This is a genomic window from Propionispora sp. 2/2-37, assembly GCF_001298735.1.
GTDB lineage: Bacteria > Bacillota > Negativicutes > Propionisporales > Propionisporaceae > Propionispora.
In genome coordinates, this window is sequence record NZ_CYSP01000036.1 from 1 (window position 1) to 1,303 (window position 1,303).

At 44.7% G+C, this 1,303-nt stretch carries 3 protein-coding genes; all 3 read right to left on the reverse strand.

Features of this window, described 5'->3' with window-relative positions; all coding sequences use genetic code 11:
- Positions 1-13 precede the first annotated feature (13 nt).
- The 3 genes from P22_RS21590 to P22_RS19790 are packed head-to-tail and all read right to left on the reverse strand — an operon-like array spanning position 14 to position 1,180.
- Positions 14-244 carry an integrase core domain-containing protein gene (locus P22_RS21590; protein WP_082378575.1) on the reverse strand — a complete coding sequence of 77 codons (231 nt, stop codon included), beginning with the start codon at positions 242-244 and terminating at the stop codon, positions 14-16.
- 13 nt (positions 245-257) lie between these two features.
- Positions 258-914 (reverse strand): IS3 family transposase, encoded by a 657-nt coding sequence (locus tag P22_RS20335; protein WP_156319073.1) that lies wholly within the window; start codon positions 912-914, stop codon positions 258-260.
- Entirely contained in the window at positions 890-1,180 is a 291-nt protein-coding gene (locus P22_RS19790; protein ID WP_054261957.1) for a transposase, read from the reverse strand. The genes P22_RS20335 and P22_RS19790 overlap by 25 nt, the downstream gene beginning before the upstream one ends.
- Positions 1,181-1,303: the final 123 nt, after the last annotated feature.

Here is a 1,303-nt window from a genome sequence, read left to right on the forward strand (position 1 = left end):
GAACCATATTGGCCTACGCGGACAGATTAAATAGCGAGTTTCTTCTGATCTCGTAGCATAGCGGCGAAATGCCACCCAAAGCACTATGCCTTCTGCGGGTATTGTAATAGCTGATCCAGGCTTCGATACTGGCTGCAGCTTGTCCTAGCGTAGCAAATGACCGTTTTTTTACATGCTCCACTTTTAAAAGCCGGAAGAAGGATTCCATCGGGGCGTTATCATAGGGATTGCCTTTCCGACTCATGCTGCCAAGGATGTTATGTTCTTTTCAGCAAGTCTTTATGCTTGTTCGATGTATATTGACTGCCCCGGTCAGAGTGATGGATGAGACCTTCAACAGGTTTTTCTTTTACAATGGCCATCCTAAGCGCTTTACAAGCAAGGTCTGCTGTAGGGCGATTGCCTAGAGCCCAACCAACTATTTTGCGTCTGGCTAAATCTAAGACACAAGCTAAATAACACCACTGGCCGCCCACTCGGATATAGGTGATGTCAGCCAGCCACACTCTGTTTATTTCTTGCACCTCAAAGTTTTGATTTAACAGGTTGTCAAAGGCTTGTTCATTCGGGTCAGCTTTGGTGGTTTGCGGTTTGTATTTGCTTTTGATCTGGGCTTTGATGCTGTGAGCATGCATGATTCGCTGTACTTTGCTGCGTCCAATGATAATCCCTTTGTCGTTTAATTCTTCATAGACCTTTTGAACGCCGTAATTGTGATCATGCTCTCGTTCAATCTGACGAATATGAGCCACGACTACAGCAGCCCGATCGTGGGTTTTCGGGCAACCGGCTTTCACCCAGGCGTAATATCCGCTTCTGGCTACCTTTAAAATGCGGCATAAATCGCTAACAGCATATTGGGAGCGGTAATCGTAGATAAACTGATATCTTATTTGCTGTTCTTGGCGAAGTATACCGCTGCTTGCTTTAAAATAGCGACTTCATTCTCTAGTTCCTTAATGCGTCGTTGCGCTTTACGGAGTTCATCCTCATCGGGTTTGAGATTCCCTGATCCGGGAAAAGCATGTTCTGGATCACTTTTATATTGTTGAATCCATTTATAGATCGTATTTTCGTGAATTCCTAGTTCCGCTTCCAAACTGGGGCAGGTACGAGCTCCACTTAGGTAGAGTTTCACGATATCTTTTTTGAACTCTGCATCAAATCGTTGGCCTTTCATGTAGGACACCTCCTGACTTTATTGTACCAGCCATTCTTGGTGTCCGCAAAAGCCATTACAGTTCAATTCCTTATAGGTAGTCTATCAACTTATTACTAAGTGGTGGATTTACCGTCGACGGAT

Excerpts from the sequence above, each read along its gene's own strand:
- P22_RS19790 (WP_054261957.1), bottom strand. The coding sequence starts at position 1,180 with ATGAAAGGCCAACGATTTGATGCAGAGTTCAAAAAAGATATCGTGAAA.
- P22_RS21590 (WP_082378575.1), bottom strand. The coding sequence starts at position 244 with ATGAGTCGGAAAGGCAATCCCTATGATAACGCCCCGATGGAATCCTTC.